At 69.7% G+C, this 17046-nt stretch carries 14 protein-coding genes and 1 pseudogene; 12 read left to right on the top strand and 3 right to left on the bottom strand.

The genetic code is table 11. The annotated features are described in order from the left end of the window. The 3 genes and pseudogenes from ASD25_RS11665 to ASD25_RS11655 all read right to left on the bottom strand — a co-directional run. A pseudogene (locus tag ASD25_RS11665) lies at nt 1-200 on the bottom strand (5-aminolevulinate synthase); the annotation flags it as partial. A 116-nt stretch (nt 201-316) separates the two neighbouring features. Next, nucleotides 317-922 carry a response regulator FixJ gene (gene fixJ, locus ASD25_RS11660; RefSeq protein ID WP_055829013.1) on the bottom strand — a complete coding sequence of 202 codons (606 nt, stop codon included), beginning with the start codon at nt 920-922 and terminating at the stop codon, nt 317-319. Beyond that, nucleotides 912-2432, bottom strand: a complete 1521-nt coding sequence (locus ASD25_RS11655) for a PAS domain-containing sensor histidine kinase (RefSeq protein ID WP_082560044.1) — start codon at nt 2430-2432, stop codon at nt 912-914. The genes fixJ and ASD25_RS11655 overlap by 11 nt, the downstream gene beginning before the upstream one ends. Before the next feature lie 114 nt (nt 2433-2546). Between ASD25_RS11655 and ASD25_RS11650 the strand changes: the two genes are divergently transcribed. The 12 genes from ASD25_RS11650 to nirK all read left to right on the top strand — a co-directional run bounded on the left by ASD25_RS11650 (nt 2547) and on the right by nirK (nt 17020). Next, nucleotides 2547-3236 (top strand): alternative oxidase, encoded by a 690-nt coding sequence (locus ASD25_RS11650; protein WP_055829015.1) that lies wholly within the window; start codon nt 2547-2549, stop codon nt 3234-3236. Nucleotides 3237-3264: 28 nt separating this feature from the next. Next, nucleotides 3265-4629 carry an oxygen-independent coproporphyrinogen III oxidase gene (gene hemN / locus ASD25_RS11645; protein ID WP_055829018.1) on the top strand — a complete coding sequence of 455 codons (1365 nt, stop codon included), beginning with the start codon at nt 3265-3267 and terminating at the stop codon, nt 4627-4629. Nucleotides 4630-4759: 130 nt separating this feature from the next. Beyond that, nucleotides 4760-7042: a nitric-oxide reductase large subunit gene (locus ASD25_RS11640; RefSeq protein ID WP_055829021.1), complete on the top strand. Its 2283-nt coding sequence runs from the start codon at nt 4760-4762 to the stop codon at nt 7040-7042. Between the two features lie 72 nt (nt 7043-7114). Then, complete coding sequence (locus ASD25_RS11635; RefSeq protein WP_055829023.1) at nt 7115-8296, top strand: NnrS family protein; 1182 nt, start codon at nt 7115-7117, stop codon at nt 8294-8296. 50 nt (nt 8297-8346) lie between these two features. Then, complete coding sequence (locus ASD25_RS11630; RefSeq protein ID WP_235561719.1) at nt 8347-8802, top strand: YbaN family protein; 456 nt, start codon at nt 8347-8349, stop codon at nt 8800-8802. 64 nt (nt 8803-8866) lie between these two features. Further along, nucleotides 8867-10639, top strand: a complete 1773-nt coding sequence (locus ASD25_RS11625; protein ID WP_055829026.1) for a pyridoxal-dependent decarboxylase — start codon at nt 8867-8869, stop codon at nt 10637-10639. Between the two features lie 47 nt (nt 10640-10686). Continuing rightward, the gene (locus ASD25_RS11620; protein ID WP_055829028.1) at nt 10687-11190 is read left to right on the top strand and encodes an SCP2 domain-containing protein; all 504 of its coding nucleotides are present in this window, start codon (nt 10687-10689) and stop codon (nt 11188-11190) included. A gap of 1 nt (nt 11191) precedes the next feature. Beyond that, nucleotides 11192-12184, top strand: coding sequence for a peptidase U32 family protein (locus ASD25_RS11615; RefSeq protein ID WP_055829031.1), 993 nt, complete (start codon nt 11192-11194; stop codon nt 12182-12184). Further along, nucleotides 12181-13086, top strand: coding sequence for a U32 family peptidase (locus tag ASD25_RS11610; RefSeq protein ID WP_200943608.1), 906 nt, complete (start codon nt 12181-12183; stop codon nt 13084-13086). The genes ASD25_RS11615 and ASD25_RS11610 overlap by 4 nt, the downstream gene beginning before the upstream one ends. Continuing rightward, the gene (locus ASD25_RS11605; RefSeq protein WP_055829032.1) at nt 13083-13418 is read left to right on the top strand and encodes a chorismate mutase; all 336 of its coding nucleotides are present in this window, start codon (nt 13083-13085) and stop codon (nt 13416-13418) included. The genes ASD25_RS11610 and ASD25_RS11605 overlap by 4 nt, the downstream gene beginning before the upstream one ends. Before the next feature lie 148 nt (nt 13419-13566). After that, nucleotides 13567-15627 carry a TonB-dependent receptor domain-containing protein gene (locus ASD25_RS11600; RefSeq protein ID WP_055829035.1) on the top strand — a complete coding sequence of 687 codons (2061 nt, stop codon included), beginning with the start codon at nt 13567-13569 and terminating at the stop codon, nt 15625-15627. 346 nt (nt 15628-15973) lie between these two features. After that, on the top strand, nt 15974-17020 hold the full coding sequence (gene nirK / locus ASD25_RS11595) for a copper-containing nitrite reductase (RefSeq protein WP_055829730.1): 1047 nt from the start codon (nt 15974-15976) through the stop codon (nt 17018-17020). Nucleotides 17021-17046 lie beyond the last annotated feature (26 nt).

Genomic DNA, 17046 nt, shown 5'->3' with positions numbered 1-17046 from the left:
AGCACGGCCGGGTGCTGGCCCATGCCGAGATAGTCGTTCGAGCACCAGACGATGACGTCCTGCTCGGACCCGTCCTCGCGACGGCGGACCGCCTTCGGGAACTGGCCGCGCACGCGCTTGAGGTCGGCGAAGACGCGATAGCGCCCCTCGCCCCTGACCTGCTCCACGGCGGTCCCGAATGCGGCCTTGTAGTCGTACATCAGGATGATCCCGCGGCGAGTGAGCCTCCTCCTCCCACCCCCGTCCCTCCGCGTCACCTCCGGTAAACTCCTGAGACCGTCGGCGCGCGGTCCTGAAGGAGGAGGGGGCCGGCGGCCTATCTGGCCAGGATCGTCATCCGGACCAGTTCGGACAGGCTGCGGGCCTGCATCTTGGTCATGACGTTGGCGCGATAGACTTCGACGGTGCGGGGGCTGATCTCGAGATCGTAGGCGATCACCTTGTTGGCGCGGCCCGCGACCAGGCCCTCGAGCACCTGACGCTCGCGCGTGGACAGGGAGGCGAGGCGATCACGCACCTCGGCGTCCTGCCCTTCACGCTCGGCGGTTCCCGCCTGGTCGGCGAGGGCCGAGCGGATCGACGACAGCAGGGCCTCGTCGTCGAAGGGCTTTTCGATGAAGTCCTTGACCCCGGCGCGGACGGCCTCGATGGCCAGCGGAACGTCGGCGTGGCCGGTCATGACGATGACCGGATGGCGCACCCCCATCTCGGACAGCCGCCGAACCATCTCCAGCCCGTTCATGTCCGGCATGCGGACGTCGGTGACGATGCACCCCGGAGCGAGGGTGTCGGCGTGGGCCAGCAAGGCCGCGGCCGACTCATAGGTTCTGGAAACCAGGTCCGCGGTGTCCAGCAGGAAGGCCAGGGAATCCCGGATCGCAGGATCATCGTCCACCACATGGACGATCGGCTCATTCGCCATCGTAAAGTTCCTCCTCGCCTACAGAACGCAGCGTAAAGCAGAATCGCGTACCGCCGCCGGGATTTGGCTCCACCCAGATACGGCCGCCGTGAGCCTCGACGATGGTGCGCGAAATCGACAGTCCGACGCCCATGCCGGTCCGCTTGGTGGTGACGAACGGCTGGAACAGCTGATCGGCGATGTCGGGGCTGATGCCCGAGCCGGTGTCGGCCACGGTGACCTGGGCGTATTCATCGGCGACGGGGTCGAGGCGGATTTCAAGCACCTTGCGCTTCGCCTCCTCCATGGCCTCGATCGCATTGCGGATCAAATTCAGCACGACCTGCTGGATCTGGACCTTGTCGGCGAGCACCAGGTCGATCTCGGGCGAGAAGCGGAACAGCACGCGGACGCCATGTTCCTTGGCCCCGACCAGGGCCAGGGCGCTGGCCTCCTCGATCAGCTTGGGCAGGCTTTCGACCCGCCGTTCCGCCTCGCCGCGGGCGACGAAGTCGCGCAGGCGGCGGATGATGTCGCCGGCCCGCAGCGCCTGGTCCCCGGCCTTGTGAATGGCGTCGCGCAGCCGGTCCCGGGGGATGGCCTCGGCGTCGAGAAGGCGCAGCGAGCCCTTGAGATAGTTGGCCATCGCCGAGAGCGGCTGGTTCAGTTCATGCGCCAGGGCCGAAGCCATCTCGCCCATGGCGGTCAGACGGGAGATGTGGACCAGCTCCGACTGCAGCTCCTGGAGCCGCTGCTCGGTCTGCTGGCGTTCGCTGAGGTCCCGGACGAAGCCGGTGAAGAAGCGCTGGTCGCCCGAGATCATTTCCCCGACGGACAGTTCCATCGGGAAGGTCGAACCGTCCTTGCGTTCCCCGACCACGACGCGGCCGACGCCGATGATCCGTCGCTCGCCGGTCGTCAGATAGCGGTCCAGATACCCGTCATGCTGTTCGCGATAGGGTTCGGGCATCAGCATCTTCACGTTTCGGCCGATCACCTCGCCGGGGGTCCATCCGAACAGGCGCTCGGCCGTGGGACTGAAGGACTGCATGACGCCGCGCTCGGTGATGACGACCATGGCGTCCGGCACGGTGGCGAGGATCGACTGCAGGTGGGCTTCGCGCGCGCGCAGATCCCGGTTCACCAGGACGGCCCGGGAGCGCATGTTCTGGAAGGCCTCGCCGCCCGCTGAAATACTCGCTCCCAGCAGGAGGAAGACCGCCGCGCCGGCTACGTCGCCCCCGGTCAGGGCGCCGGTCGACCAGGTGACGTAGAGGCCGCAGGCGAACCCCAGCACCGTCGCCACAATGCCCGGCACGGCGCCCCCGAGCGCCGCGGCCACGACCACGGCCGGGACGAAGAACAGCAGCGCCAGCCGGTCCTCCAGCCACGGCGTCAGGGCCAGGCGCAGCGCCAGGCCGCCCGCGGCGCCGAGGACGGCGGTCGCCAGGCCGTAGCCGGTATGGCGGGTCGCCAGCATCCAGTCCCAGGGGGTCCGGGCCTCCAGCGCATCCGTCGGGGTGGTCGTCATCGTGGCCTCCGCAACACCCCGTAGGTGAAACACCGGAATTTCACCAGACGCAGCCGGCGGTTACTCCACCGCCATCGGGCCGCCGGCCCAAAGTTCACTGTTTCGGAAGCCGCCATGATCGCTCCCCTCGTCGACCTGTCCGTCCACCACGCCCCCAGGGGCCTGTCCGACCGCACCGCCTGGGGCTTCGTCAAGGCGCTGCGCTTCTTCGCCGACACCTTCTTCGCCAAACGCTACGGCCACCGCGCCGTGGTGCTGGAGACCGTGGCCGCCGTGCCCGGCATGGTCGGCGCGACGCTGAATCACCTGAAGGCCCTGCGCCGGATGAAGGACGACAACGGCTGGATTCGCACCCTGATGGACGAGGCCGAGAACGAGCGGATGCACCTGATGACCTTCATCGAGGTGTGCAAGCCGACCCTGTTCGAACGCTTCATGGTCATCGCCGTGCAGTGGGTCTTCTACCTGTTCTTCTTCGGCCTCTACCTCGTGTCCGCGAAGACGGCGCACCGCGTGGTCGGCTATTTCGAGGAGGAGGCGGTGCTCAGCTACACCCACTACCTGGCCGAGATCGACGAGGGCCGCAGCGAGAACGTCGCCGCGCCCGAGATCGCCCTCCGCTACTGGAACCTGCCGGCCGACGCCACCCTGCGTGACGTGGTGCTGGTGGTGCGCGCCGACGAAGCCCACCACCGCGACGTCAATCACGGCTTCGCCAACGAACTGTGCGGCGCGGCGCCGATCGCCATCGCGCCCTGCCCGGTGCACGTCGAGCTGCAACCCAACTGGAAGGCGGCGGCGTAACAGCGAACCACAGACCGAGGCGTTCCGCATGTCGCTCCGCACCCTTCCACCCGCCTGGCGCTCCCACGCCGAGCGCAACCTGCCGCGCTACACCAGCTATCCGACGGCGGTCGCCTTCGAGACCGCCGCCGGGGAGGGGCAGGCGCGGGAGTGGTTGGCGGCGACCCGCGCGGACCAGGCCATCTCGGCCTATGTCCATGTGCCCTTCTGCAAGCGCCTGTGCTGGTATTGCGGCTGCCACACCAGCGTCTTCCACGAGTACGACAGGGTCCGCGCCTTCTTCCAGACCCTGATGCTGGAGGTGGACCTCTGGGCGGACGCCATCGGACCGCACGCTGGCGCCGCCCATCTGCATTTCGGCGGCGGCAGTCCCAACGCCCTGTCGCCTGACGACTTCCTGGCCCTTGTCCGGCACATGGCGGACCGGTTCGCCCTGCGTCCCGGCGCGGAAGTGGCGGCCGAGCTGGATCCGGGCATGCTGTCGGACGCCTTCATCGATGCGGCCGGCGAGGCGGGTGTGACCCGGGTCAGCCTCGGCGTGCAGACCTTCGACCCCGACGTCCAGGCGAAGGTCAACCGCATCCAGCCGTTCGACATGGTCGCCGCCGCCAACGACCGTCTACGCAAGGCCGGCGTAGCCGCGATCAATTTCGACCTGATGTACGGCCTCCCCGGCCAGACGCCCCAGAATGTCGCGGCCTCCACGAAGGCGGCGGTGACCCTTCGGCCCGACCGGGTCGCCGTGTTCGGCTACGCCCATGTGCCGTGGATGAAGAAGCACCAGGTGATGATCCGGGAGGCCGACCTCGCGGACGGCGACGGCCGCTGGGCCCAGGCCGAGGCCGCCGACGAGACTCTGCGCGCGGCCGGTTATGTCCGCATCGGCCTGGATCACTACGCCTTGCCGGAGGACCCCCTGGCCATCGCCGCGGCCTCGGGAGGGCTGCGTCGGAATTTCCAGGGCTACACCGACGACCCGGCGCCCGTGCTGGTGCCGATCGGTCCCTCCTCGATCGGACGTTTCGCCGAGGGGTTCGTGCAGAACGCCATCACGACCGACCGGTGGGGCCACGAGGTCGAGGCCGGACGCCTCCCGGTCGCGCGCCGCCTGGCCGTCGATGCCGAAGACGAACTGCGCGCCGCCGTGATCGAGCGGCTGATGTGCGACCTCACGGTCGATGTCGCGGAGGTCTGCCGGGCGCACGGCTTCGCCGACGTGACGCTGGACAGCGCGATCGTCGCCGCGAGCCGGCTGCAGGCCGACGGCCTGTGCGAGGTCAGCGGCCGAACCATCCGGATCCCGGCCGAGGCCCACCGCGTCATGCGCGTGGTGGCGGCCTGTTTCGACGCCCGTCTGCCGGTCGCCACGAGCCGGCACGCCCGGGCTGTGTGATCCCGGGACAACCCCCACTGGGGGAATCCCGGAGTTTGTCGGCGCACAACGTCCGGCCACGCTGATCGACGGAATGGAAGCTTCAATTGGCCGGATTCGGGACCTCCCGAGTGGCCGCAAGGATATCGCGATGACAACCAAACGACTTTGGATCGTCCTCGCCCTGATCATGGCGACATCGTTCGCCGTGCTGGGGATGATGGGACGGGAGATAAACCGGCAGGCGCCGCCGATACCGGCGCAGGTCGTGGACACGACCGGGGCGGTGCTGCTGACCCGCGAGGACATCCAGACCGGCCAGCTGGCCTGGCAGTCCATGGGCGGCCAGCAGGTCGGCTCGGTCTGGGGCCACGGCGGCTATGTCGCGCCTGACTGGTCGGCCGACCAGTTGCACCGGGAAACCACCGCTCTGCTGGAGATGTGGTCGCAGCGCGAACACGGCCAGTCCTGGGCCAGCCTGGACGTTGAACGCCAGGCGGCGTTGAAGGCCCGGGTCAAGCGCGAGATGCGCACCAACACCTATGATCCGGCGACCGACACCATCACGGTCTCGGCCGACCGGGCCGCCGCCATGCGCGAGGTCAAGGCCCACTACGTCGCCCTGCTGGGCGACGATCCGGCCCTGGAATCGCTGCGCGAGCAATACGCCATCGCCAATAACGCCGTGCCGGACGCCGGCCGCCGCAACCAGATCTCGGCCTTCTACTGGTGGGCCAGCTGGGGTGCGGGAACCCAGCGTCCCAACGACGTCATCACCTACACCTCCAACTGGCCGCACGAGCCGCTGATCGACAACGTCCCGACCCCGGCCAACATCGTCTGGTCGGTGGCCAGCGTCCTGCTGCTGATCTTCGGCGTCGCCGCCCTGGTCTTCTGGCACGCCCGCCAGCCGAAGGACGAGCACCTCGAACCGCCCAATGCCGATCCGCTGATGGGCATGAAGCCGACGCCGTCGATGAAGGCGGCGGGCAAGTATTTCCTGACCGTGATCGCCCTGTTCCTGCTGCAGGTCGGGCTCGGAGCCGTCACCGCCCACTATGCGGTCGAGGGCCATGACTTCTACGGCATTCCGATCTCGGAATGGATTCCCTACGCCGTGACCCGCACCTGGCACACCCAGCTGGCGGTGTTCTGGATCGCCACGGCCTGGCTGGGCACGGGCCTCTACATCGCCCCGATCGTCTCGGGCAAGGAGCCGCGGTTCCAGGCCCTGGGCGTCAACGTTCTCTGGGTCGCCCTCGTCGTCGTGGTGCTGGGCTCCATGGCCGGCGAATGGTTCGGCGTGCAGCAGATCTTCGACCTCGACACCAACTGGTGGTTCGGCCACCAGGGCTGGGAATACATCGACCTCGGCCGCTTCTGGCAGAGCCTGCTGTTCGTCGGCCTGCTGCTGTGGCTGCTGCTGGTGACCCGGGCCCTCTGGCCGGCGCTGCGGGAGAAGTCCCAGGCCAAGCCGGTGCTGGTGATCCTGTTCCTGTCCACCGTGGCCATCGCCCTGTTCTATGCGGCCGGCTTCATGTGGGGCAAACACACTCACATCAGCATGGTCGAATACTGGCGCTGGTGGGTGGTCCACCTGTGGGTCGAGGGCTTCTTCGAAGTGTTCGCCACGGCGGTGATCAGCCTGCTGTTCGTCCGCCTCGGCCTGGTCCGGCCGATGGTCGCCAATGTCGCGGTCGTGTTCGGCACCATCGTCTTCATGACCGGCGGCGTCCTCGGCACCGCCCACCACTGGTACTTCGCCGGCACGCCCACCTCGGTGATGGCCATCGGCTCGGTGTTCTCGGCCCTCGAGGTCGTGCCCCTGGCCCTGGTCGGCTTCGAGGCCTTCGAGAACTGGCGGCACACGAAGGCCGCCCCGTGGGTCAAGGCCTACAAATGGCCGATCCTGTTCTTCGTCGCCGTCGGCTTCTGGAACCTGCTCGGCGCCGGCGTCTTCGGCTTCATGATCAACCCGCCGCTGAGCCTGTATTACATCCAGGGGCTCAACACGACGGCGACCCACGCCCACGCGGCCCTGTTCGGGGTCTACGGGATGCTGGGCATCGGCCTGCTGCTGTTCTGCTTCCGCAGCCTGGCGCGCCGCGAGGCCTGGAGCGACACCCTGCTGGCCTGGACCTTCTGGCTGTTGAACATCGGTCTGGCGATGATGCTCTTCCTGTCGCTGCTGCCGATCGGGGTGGTGCAGGCCTTCGCCAGCATCGAGCACGGCATGTGGTACGCGCGCTCTCCGGCGGTGCTGCACTCGCCGCTGGTCCAGACCCTGGTGTGGATGCGCGTCCCCGGCGACGTGGTGTTCGGGGCGGGGGCCGTCACCTTGGCGATCTTCGCCGCCCGGCTGGTGATCGCGGGCCTCAAGCCAAGGCCCGGGACCGACCCCGCAGCCGAGCCGGCCGTCCTGCCGGCCGAGTAACGGGCCGACAGCGTACGGGGCGGGGAGGGGTTCGCCTCTCCCCGCCCTTTCTTTTTCAAAGGATTCCTGCCCGTGGCCACGACAGCCCAGTCCATCCGGCGATACGCCGGCCCGCCGGTGTTCAGTTTCGGTTTCCGGCCCTTCTTCCTGTTCTCGGCCGTCTGGGCGGCGGTCGCCGTGCCGATCTGGGTCGCGTCGATGTCGCTGGGCGACGGGACGGTGGGCGGGATGGACGGCCGCCTGTGGCACATCCACGAAATGCTGTTCGGCTATCTGGCCGGGGTCATCGCCGGCTTCCTGCTGACCGCCGTGCCCAACTGGACCGGCCGCCTGCCGGTGACCGGCCTGAAGCTGGCGGGCCTGTTCGTCCTCTGGGCCGCGGGTCGGGCGGCGGGATTCCTGCCGGCGTCTCTGTCCGTCCCCGCCGCCGTGATCGACAGCGCCTTCCTGGTCGTCTTCGCCGCGCTGATCTGGCGCGAGGTGCTGGCGGCGAAGAACCGGCGCAACCTGCCGGTCTGCCTGATGGTGTCGGTGCTGGCCGCCGCCAACATCGCCTTCCATCTGCGGGATCAGGTTCCGCTGTTCGGACCGGGCGGCGAGCGGGCCGCCGTGGCGGTCATCACCGGCCTGATCGCCCTGATCGGGGGTCGGGTGACCCCCAGTTTCACCCAGAACTGGACCCAGGCCCACGGGATCGCCCGGGGGCCGACCGCCTTCAACCGCTTCGACGCCGGGGTTCTGGCCCTGACCGCACTCGCCCTCATCGCCTGGGTCGCGGCGCCCTGGGCGTCCCTGACCGGCGCGGCCATGGTCCTCGCCGGCCTGGCCAATCTCGCGCGGCTGGCGCGCTGGCGCGGCTGGCTGGCCCGGCGCGAGGCGCTCGTCTGGATTCTGCACGCCGGCTATGCGTGGCTCGGCGTGGGGTTGATCCTGCTGGGATTGTCCGCGCTGGTCCCCGACTCCGTGCCGTTCACCGCCGGCATTCACGCCCTGACCACGGGCGCCATGGGGGTCGAGACCCTGGCCATGATGACCCGCGCCACCCGAGGCCATACCGGCCGGCCGCGTGTCGCCGACGGTTCGACCACCGCCATCTATCTGCTGATCCTGTCGGCGGTGGTCGTGCGGGTCTCGGCGCCGTTCCTGACGGAGTGGACCGTGGCCCTGCTGGCGGTCTCGGCGACGCTGTGGGCCCTCGCCTTCGCCGGCTTCGTCGCCGCCTACGGACCGATGCTGTGGCGCCGATCGCTGTGACATTGCGCCCGCGCAAGGCGGCGGCGACCGGGACGTGCGACAGGTCGGGCATGACCCGCCCTGTTTCCGACGGCTGCGATCCGGCGCTGTGCCCGACCGACCTGTGCTGTTTCGGGGAGTGCCAATGCGCCCCCTCGGCGGCCCAGGGCGACCGGCGGCGGCTGATGATGCAGGCGCTCGGGCTCGGCGCGGCCGCGCTGGCTGTCGCCGGCGTGGCCTTGCCGCTTCTGCCCACGACGCCGTTCGCCCTCGTCTCGGCCTGGGCCTTCGCCCGTTCCTCGCCCCGGCTTGAGGCGTGGCTGCGGAACCATGATCGACTGGGTCCGCCCCTGAAGGCCTGGGAGCAACGCGGCGCCATCCCGCGCGGGGCCAAGGCCGTCGCCGCGGTGAGCCTCCCCCTGAGTGGCCTGCTCGTTCATGCGTCAGGGGCCGGCCTCGCCGTCACGGCGTCGGTCGGAGTCGCGCTGGCCTGCGTCGGCGGCTGGATTCTGACGCGCCCGTCCTGACGGAGCTTGCGCGCCGACAACGACGCGGCGGCGGCTCTGCACCATCCATCCCGCAGGAGCTACCATGAACCCATCCCCCGCCGCCGTAATCGCCGGCGCCCTGTTCCCTGGCCCTCGTTCGGAAAACGAGACCTGGGTGCGCGGCGAATTCCAGGCGGTGCTGGATCAATGGTTCGACTGGCGCAAGAGCCTGTTCGCCGACGATCCCTGCCTCGTCGGGCCCGCGGACCGTCTGTCGCCCCAGCGGCTGGAACGACGCGAGATCCTGTCCCGGGAACTCGCCAATTTGTGCGAGACGCTGACGGCCGAGACGCCCACCTACACCCCCCGCTACATCGGCCACATGAAGGCCGAGGTGTCTATGCCGGCGCTGCTGGGCTGGCTGGCGGCCATGCTGCACAATCCCAACAACACCTCGCGCGAGGCCAGCAAGGTCGGCACGGTGATCGAGGCCGAGGCCATCGCCATGCTGGCGGCCATGGTCGGCTACGACCCGGCGACCGCGGAGGGCCATTTCACCTCCGGCGGCACGGTGGCCAATTTCGAGGCCGTATGGCGGGCCCGCTACCGCCTCGACCACTGGCTCAGCCTCGGCCTCTACATTGCTGAAAAGACCGGCGAACCGCTCGACGTCTTCGCCTCGGCCCACATGGGCTGGGACCGGTTCCGCGCGCTGTGGGCCGAGCACGGCCTGACCGACGCCGTGCTGCGCCGCTACAGCGCCGCCGTTGGCGTTCCGGCCAACATCTGGCTGCGGATCGGCCGCGCCTCGGGTCGCGACTACCTGGGTCCCGTGCTGCTGGTCCCGGGCAACAAACACTATTCCTGGTCCAAGGCCGCCAACCTGTTCGGGCTCGGGGAGGAGTCGTTGTGGGCCGTGGACCTCGACTCCGAGGGACGGCTCGACGTCGACGATCTCGAGAGACTGATCCTTCGGGCGGAGGCCGCGGGCCGGCCGGTGCTGATGGCGGTCGGCGTGGCCGGCACCACCGAGACGGGCGAGATCGACCCGATCGACGCCCTGCATGACCGGCTGGAACGCTGGGAAGCCGAGCGTGGCCTGCACATCTGGCGACACGTCGACGCGGCCTACGGCGGCTTTCTGTGCGCCATCCTCGGCGGGCCGGACGAGGATGTCCTGACCCCGGCCAGCGTCGCCGCGCTGAAAGCGATCGGTCGGGCGGATTCCGTGACCATCGACCCGCACAAGCTGGGCTATGTGCCCTACGCCTGCGGCGCCTTCCTGACCCGGGACACGGCCCGCTACGCGGTTTCGGCGTTTGACGCCCCCTATCTCGACCGGCCGGAACTCGGCGACGGCAAATGGTCGTCGACCCTCGAGGGGTCGCGCTCGGCGGCCGGAGCCGCCGCGGTCTGGCTGAGCGGGCGCACCATGGGTTTCGGCCCGTCCGGACTGGGCGCGTTGCTCGCCGAGACGGTGCGGACGCGCCGGGCGTTCGAGGCCGCCCTCGGGGCCGCCGTGCCGGAAGTCCGCTTCCTCGAGCCCGCCGACGCCAACATCGTCTGCTTCTCCGTGGCCCTGACCGGCGAGTCCCTGGCCAGCGCCAACCGTCGAACCACGGCGCTGTTCGACCTCATCCATCACTCGCCGGAATTCTCGGTCTCCAAGACCACGCTGGGCCCCGACTATGCGGCGGCGGTCGCACGCCATGTCGACGGCTTCGGCGGCGTGGTCGACGCCCCGGGCATGGTGCTGGTGCGCTGCGTCTTCATGAACCCCTACTGGGCCGCCCCGGAGTTCCGCGCCGCCCTGTTCCCGCCGTTCATCGACCTGGTCCGGGAGAGCCTCGGCGGCGGTCTCGAGGCGGCGGCGTGATGGGTCACGGCGGGACGGGGTGGCGATCACATCTCCCGCGGAGCCCTGTGCCCGGATGGGGCAAGGCCGCCACCGGCGTACTGATGGCCCTGCGCGGTCCGGTCGAGCGCCTGCTGACCCTCGCCCTGCGCCGGGTGGCGCGCCTCCGGCCTGACGTGTTCGAACGGCTCGGCGAGGCCGGCGACGTGGTCTTCATCGTCGCCCCCACGGACTTTCCGGTGGCTTTCCGTCTGCGACCCGGCCGCGGATCCGGCGAGGTCCAGGTGGTCCGCGGCGACGACGAGGCGCTCCACGCCGCCCGGATATCCGGGCCGCTGCTGACCCTTCTGGCGCTGTTCGACGGTCGTTGCGATGCCGACTCCGCCTTCTTCTCGAGACGCATCCGCGTCGACGGCGACACGCGGGCGGTGGTCGCCCTGCACAATACGCTGGAGGCCGCGGAACTGACTCTCGCGGACCTGCTGGGCGTCGCGCCGGCGTTCCGTGACCGGCTGAATGCGGGCCTGGCGGGGGCGCTGGACCGCCTGCGTCCGGCCGGTGCGGAGGCCTGAGATGGGATCGATCGAACTGGTCTGTCCGGCGGGGTCTCCCGCCATGCTGAGGGCGGCGGTCGAGGCCGGCGCCGACAGCGTCTATTGCGGTCTGCGGGACGACACCAATGCGCGGAATTTCCCGGGCCTGAACTTCTCGCCGGCCGAGCTGACGGACAGCGTCGCCTGGGCTCATGATCGCGGCGCGAAGGTTCTGCTGGCGGTCAACACCTTCGCCCGGGCCGGCGCCGGCGACCGCTGGCGCGCCTCGGTCGACGCCGCGGCGGGCACCGGCGTCGACGCCGTCATCGTCGCCGACCTGGGCGTTCTGGCGCACGCGCGCGAAGCCCACCCGGACCTGCGCCTGCACCTGTCGGTCCAGGCCGCCGCGGGCTCGCCCGAGGCCATCGCCTTCTACGCCGAGGCCTATGGGGTGAAACGGGTGGTGCTGCCGCGCGTCCTCAGCGTCGAGGAGATCGCCGCCCTGATGCGGGAGATCACGGTGGAGACGGAAGCCTTCGTCTTCGGCGGCCTGTGCGTCATGGCCGAGGGGCGCTGCGCCCTGTCCTCCTACGTCACCGGCCGATCGCCCAACCTCAGCGGGGTCTGCTCGCCGCCCGAGTCGGTCACCTACACCGAGGAGGAGGGGGCTCTGGTGTCGCGCCTCGGGGGGTTGGCACTGGACCGGTATGCGCCCGGCGAGCCGGCGGGCTATCCGACCCTGTGCAAGGGCCGGTTCGACGTGGACGGCGGCCTGTCCTACCTGTTCGAGGACCCGGTCAGTCTGAACGCCATGAGCCTGCTGGCCGCCCTGCGCCGCGCCGGCGTCACGGCGGTCAAGATCGAGGGCCGACAGCGTGGCAAGGCCTATGTGGCGCGGGTCGCCTCCGCCTTCCGCGGCGCCATCGACGCCCTCGACGAGGGCGCCGATCCGACGCCGTTCGAGAGCCTGCTGACCGATCTCGCCGAGGGCGGCCGCGAGACCGCCGGCGCCTACCGGAAGACCTGGCGATGATGGATCCAATTCAGCTGACTCTCGGACCTCTGCTGTTCAACTGGGCGCCCGACCGCATCCGCGACTTCTATGCGCGGATCGCCGATGAGGCCTCGGTCGACCGGGTCTATCTGGGCGAGGTGGTGTGCGGAAAGCGCGCGCCGCTCGTCGACGCCGCCCTGGCCGACGCCGCCGACCGGCTGACGCAGGCGGGCAAGACGGTGGTCTGGTCCACCTTGGGGCTGCCGGCCCTGAAGCGCGACCGCAAGGCCATCGCCGCCCTGTCGGCCGAACAGGAGATGCTGGTCGAGATCAACGACATCTCCGGCCTGCGGGGCCGGACCGGGCCGTTCGTGGCCGGACCCCTGCTCAACATCTACAACGAGGGGGCCGCGCGCGAACTGATGGCGCGCGGCTGCGTCCGGCTTTGCGCCAATATCGAGCTGTCGCTCGAGGCCGTTTCGGCGATCGCCGCGGCCTGCCCCGGGCTGGAGATCGAGCTGTTCGCGTTCGGACGGCTGCCGCTGGCCTTGTCGGGGCGCTGCTACCACGCCCGCCACCACGGCCTGCACAAGGACGCCTGTCAGTTCATCTGCGACCGCGACCCCGACGGACTGGCGCTCAGCACTCTGGACGGGCGCGAATTCCTGGCCGTCAACGGCGTCCAGACCCTGTCGCACGGCGTCCAGCTGATCGACGCGGCGCCGGCGACGCTCAGGGCGGCCGGGGTCAGGGCCCTGCGCCTGTCGCCCCACACATCCGACATGGTCGCCGTGGCGGCGGCGTTGCGCGACCGGGCGGACGGCCGGATCGAGGGGGCCGAGCTCGCCGCGCGGGTGAGGGCGTCGGGCCCGCCCGGCGCGCTCGTCGGCGGCTACCTCCGCGGCGAGGCGGGCCTCGGTTCAATCGAAGCGTCGTCATGAGAGAGCGGAAACTGGCTACCCTCCGGACCGAGCTGGACGCGCTGGACCGCCAGATGGTCAAGGCGTTGGCGCGGCGGCAGCGCGTCGTCGAGGCGATCGCCCGCCTGAAGGGCGACCCGGACAAGGTGCGCGATCCGACGCGGATCGAGGCGGTGCTGGCGAATGTGCTGCGGGCGGCCGACCTGGCCGGCCTGTCCCCCGCCATCGCCGAACCCGTCTGGCGTCTGCTGGTCGACCGCTGCGCCGATCACGAGGCGGCCTGGCTGCAAGCCCGGGCCGAGCCGCCGCGCGACAGCTGCTGCGGCTGTCAGGAGGATTCCGCCGTTCGCTGAGACCGGCCTTTGCCGGCGAAGGCCCTGGGCGCATCACCGTACAATTGCGGAGCCGGGCCGTTGCGTCAGCGCAAGGAGGCCGGAGGGGAGGGGGCCCAATTGGGCGCACGGTCCGATCCGGGCCGAACGCCCTTTTTCCGGTTTCGCCATGCTCCTCTCCACCGTCTCCGCCGCCGCCCTCATGCTTACAGCCGCGGCGCCTCAGGAGCCTTCGCACCTCGTCCATCTGGCGGCCGCGGACGAACCGGTGGCGATCGCCGACGTGGTGGTCACCGGGCGGCGCGATCCGATGGACCCGGCGGTCGCCGCCCGCGCCCGCGCCGCCGCGCAGGAAACGCCCGGCGCGGTCGCCGTGGTCAGCCGTGAGCAGTACGCGGACCATCTGGCCCTGCACCTCGGCGACGCCCTGCACGCGGTGCCCGGCGTCTTCGCCGAGAAGCGCTGGGGCGAGGAGGTTCGCCTGTCTATCCGCGGTTCCGGCGTGGGCAACTCGTCCCACAACCGCGGCGTGGTGCTGGCCCAGGACGGGGTGCCGTTCAACCAGGCCGACGGCTTCGGCGACTTCCAGGAGGTCGATCTGCTCAGCGCCCGCTACATCGAAGTGTTCAAGGGCGGCAACGCCATCCGCTTCGGCGGCGCGACCATGGGCGGGGCCATCCAGCTCAACACCCCGACCGGCCGCACCGCGCCGGCCCGCCACGAACTGAGGCTGGAAGCAGGTTCGTTCGAAACCTGGCGCGGCCACGGCGAGATCGCGCGCCAGTGGGGCGACACGGATCTGTGGGCCGGCGTCACGGTGCTCGGCGCCGACGGTTGGCGGGATCATTCCGCCCAGGCGTCGCAGCGGCTCAGCCTGAACCTGGGCCACAGCTTCGGCGAGGACCGCGAAATCCGGATGCTGGTCAGCGCCGCCGACATCGAGAACGAGATTCCCGGCGCCCTGACCCTGACGCAGGCGCTGAACGACCCGACCGCCGCCGCCGCCGCCAATGTCGCGCGGGACTATCGTCGCGACATGACATCGCTGCGCGGCTCGATCCTGACCCACTGGCGCCTGGACGGGGCCTGGACGTTCGAGGGCGGCGTCTATGCCGCGGTCAAGGATCTGGATCACCCCATTTCGGTGGTCATTGACCAGCAGAGCCGCAACATCGGCGCCTTCGGCCGCTTCGACTGGACCGGAACCTTCGGCGGACGAAACGCCGACCTGTTCGTCGGCGCCTGGCTGCGCGACGGTCGGCTGGACGGCCTGACCTTCCAGAACAACGCGGGAGAGCGTGGTGTCCGGACCGGCGACAACACCCAGCGCGCCACGGCCGCGGACATCTTCGCCGAGGGCCGGCTGTTCGTCACCGACCGACTGGCGCTGGTCGCCGGGGGAAGCTGGGGCCAGGCGACGCGCGACTATGTCGACCAAGTCAATCCCGTACGCAGCGCCTCGAAGGATTTCGACTGGTTCGCCCCCCGGGTCGGGCTTTTGTGGGAGGATGACGGCGGCCGGCAGCTATTCGCCAACCTGACCCGCTCGGTCGAGCCGCCGCATTTCTCCGCCTTAGTGCAGGCGCCGTATCCTGACTTCGTGCCGGTCGAGGCCCAGGAGGCCTGGACCATCGAAGTCGGCGCGCGGGGGCGGAAGGGCCCGCTGTCATGGGACGTGGCCCTCTACCGCATGGCGGTCGAGAACGAACTGCTGACCTTCCTGACCGCGCCGGACATCCCGGCCGCCACCTTCAACGCCGGCGATACGGTGCACCAGGGCCTTGAGGCCGGGCTGGACTGGACGATCTGGCGGGACGGAGCGCGGCGGCTGAAACTGCACCAGACCTGGGCCTGGACCGATCTGCGTTTCGATGGCGATCCCCATTACGGCGACGGCGGCCTGCCGGTCGTCCCGGAACACCATTACCATGCCGAGTTGAGCTACGACGCCGGCCGCTGGTCGGTTGCGCCTTCGGTGCAGTGGTCGCCGAAGGACAGCTGGGTCGATTACGCCAACACCCTGAAGTCGCCGGGCTACGCCGTCTGGTCGCTGAACGCCACGTTCGCCGTCGCACCCGGACTCAAGCTGTTCTTGGACGCCCGAAACCTGACGGACGAGCGCTATATCGCCAACGCCAGCGCCGTCACTGACGCCCGCGTCGCCTCCAGCGCGGTCTTCTGGCCGGGCGAGGGGCGCAGCGGTTTCGTCGGGCTCCGCGGCAGTTTCTGAATAATCGATCCAGCCTCCCGGATTCCGCCCGGCCAGGGCTGAGGGCGGATCGAGAGATTTTCAACCCGCAGGGCGCCCGCCCTGCGGGTTGAACTGCCTGGATCGGCCCGGGCGACCCTCCGTATGAACCCTTAGGGAGTGATGCGAAGGCTCAAGCGTCGCCTCCCCAAGTGTTATGTAACCTACTGTAATTGCTTATATGTCAGACCTGTCAGGAGGATTTCCTGCGACCCCCGCGCGGCCGCCGGTCGCAGGCCCTCGGAACGTTGTTCCGGCACAAAGTCGCCCCTCCGGACGGCTCCTAGACCACCTCCATTGGGGCCACAGAGAGCCCCGGGGAATGACCATGAAACTCTTTGCACTTCTCTCCAGCGTCGCCGTCCTGGCCCTGGCCGCCGCGGCTCCGGGCGTCGCCTTCGCCCAGGAGGCCGCCCAGCCCGCAGCGCCCCCGGCGCCCGCGGTCAACATCATCCGCAGCGCCACCGACCTGCCCGCGCCGCTGACCGCCAACAGCCCGCGCCACCATGTGGTGGGCCTTGAGACCACCGAGGTGATCGGCCAACTGGAGGACGGCACGAGCTATACCTACTGGACCTACAACAATAAGGTCCCCGGGCCCTTCGTCCGCGTGCGGGTCGGCGACACGGTCGAGGTCAACATGACCAACGCCGCCAACAGCGTCATGATGCACAACGTCGACTTCCACGCCGTGACGGGTCCGGGCGGCGGGGCGGCGGCGACCAACGCAAACCCCGGCGAGACCAAGTCCTTCACCTTCAAGGCCCTGCAGCCGGGCCTCTACGTCTACCACTGCGCAACGCCGATGGTGGCCCAGCATATCGCCAACGGCATGTACGGCCTGATCCTCGTCGAGCCCGAGGGCGGACTGCCCGCGGTGGACCACGAGTTCTACGTCATGCAGGGCGAGATCTACACCGAGGAAGACCAGGGCACGCCCGGCCTGCTGACGGAGAGCGTCGAGAAGCTGCTCGACGAACGGCCGACCTATTACGTCATGAACGGCGCCTTCAAGGCCCTGACCGGCGAAAACGCCCTCAAGGTCGAGGTCGGCGACAGCGCCCGGATCTATTTCGGCGTCGGCGGCCCCAACAAGATCTCCAGCTTCCACGTCATCGGCGAGATCTTCGAGAACGTCTACCGCGACGCCTCCCTGACCAGCCCGCCGGTCACCGACGTGCAGACCGTGCTGGTGCCCCCGGGCGGCGCCACGGTGGTGGACCTGACCTTCGAGGTCCCCGGCAGCTATATCATGGTCGATCACGCCCTGAGCCGCGTCGACCGCGGCGCCGCCGGCATCATCGAGGTCACCGGACCGCAGAACCCGGACATCTTCCGGGGCGCGCCCGAGGCCCACAACCATATGGAACACTAGTCGCCAGTCTGGTGTGCGACTTGCGG

The sequence above is a fragment of the Brevundimonas sp. Root1423 genome, from assembly GCF_001426805.1.
This window is presented reverse-complemented; position numbering and strand designations above follow the sequence as displayed.